Origin of the sequence: Enteractinococcus helveticum (genome assembly GCF_001657475.1) — a bacterium.
GTDB classification, from domain to species: Bacteria; Actinomycetota; Actinomycetes; order Actinomycetales; family Micrococcaceae; genus Yaniella; species Yaniella helvetica.
The window spans coordinates 1-1,423 of the sequence record NZ_LXEY01000085.1 but is presented as its reverse complement, the minus strand read 5'-3'; the positions used below and the strand labels follow the sequence as shown (position 1 = coordinate 1,423).

General features: G+C 58.0%; 1 protein-coding gene. It reads right to left on the bottom strand.

Features of this window, described 5'->3' with window-relative positions:
• The coding region (locus A6F49_RS14660; protein WP_043055293.1) for an ISL3 family transposase at nt 1–1,301 on the bottom strand (1,301 nt) is incomplete at its 3' end.
• Nucleotides 1,302–1,423: the final 122 nt, after the last annotated feature.

Here is a 1,423-nt window from a genome sequence, read left to right as displayed (position 1 = left end):
AGTGAGTGTATTTTGTTTCTGAATCCACCGGTGTCCAGCAGTGCTCGGGTGATGTAATGGGCGAGGTTTCTGAAGCCCAGGGCGGTGCCGCGCAGGTGTTCGATTCTGCCGTTGATGGCTTCGGTGGGGCCGTTGCTGGTGCCGACGTGATCGAAATAGGCCAGGATATCGGCGGCTCGTCGTTTCATGGTCCGGCCCAACGTTTGGAGCTCTGTGAGCGTGTTGGGAATACCGTGGCTCATGGAGTCAATGAGTTTGCGTAACCGCTTTTTGGCTTTCTGCCGGTTGGGATTGCGGTAGGCCGCCACGATCTGCTGGTAGATGTCATAGGTGGTTTGCACCGGCTGATGCTGCGGGTTGGCAAATACAGTCTTCAGGCGGGTTTGTTGTCGTTCTGTCAGGTAGTCCTTGCCGGTTTTCAACACTTTGCGGATCCCATACAGCGGATCACCCTTACGACCGCGATGTCCCAGCGTGGCTTGTTGAATCCGTTGTCGGGCTTTATCCACGGCTTGACCGGCTAATGCCACCACATGAAAGGGATCCATCACGGTGGTCGCTTCGGGCAGGGATTGGGCAGCCGCGGTCTTGTAGCCGGTGAACCCATCCATAGCCACGATTTCGACTCCGGCGCGGAAGGCACTGGTCTGAGCGTTGAGCCAGGTGATAAAGGTTTGTTTGGATCGACCCGGGACCATATCCAACAGGCGTGCAGGACCTTTGCCGTCAGCCACCGGAGTCAGATCAATGACCACGGTGACATATCGGTTACCCCACCGGGTATGGCGCCACACATGCTCATCGACACCCAAGACTCGAACCCCGGTGAGGCGGTTGGGATCATCAATGAGCAACCGCCGACCGGTGGTCAGGACCGCGTCGTTGGCGGTGTGCCAGGACACGCCCAGGTTGGCGGCCACTCGGGCAATCGATAACCGGTCGATGACCACGGATTTCAACACCCACAACGCTGCCGCATGCGAGAGTTTGGCTGCTGGGGGGACCACGCTGGTGGTGTCTTGTTGCCACACGAGCGCGCAATCATCGCATCGATACCGGCGCAGCCGCAGATGCAGTTGAGTGGGCCGCCAGCCCATGGGCACATGGGTGACGTTCCGCACCACACTGCCTCGCACTCTGGCCTGGGCGCCACACCGACGACAGAAATCGTCGCAGTCTCCCATCCGACACTCCAGCGCGGCTGACTCGGCGGTGAGGTGTTGACCGGTCACGGTTACTCCGGAGTTGTTCAGCATGCAAAATGCATCAAGATCTGGGGCACAGAAGGTGGGCTGGGCCATGTCGAGGTCTTTCTTCAGATGTGTTGTTTCGTCACTTCCATCTTCGGAAGACCTCGACTCTTTTTATGCCTTCAACACGCCCTGATCTAAAACATCATCTACACCCAAAATTCCGAAGAGCC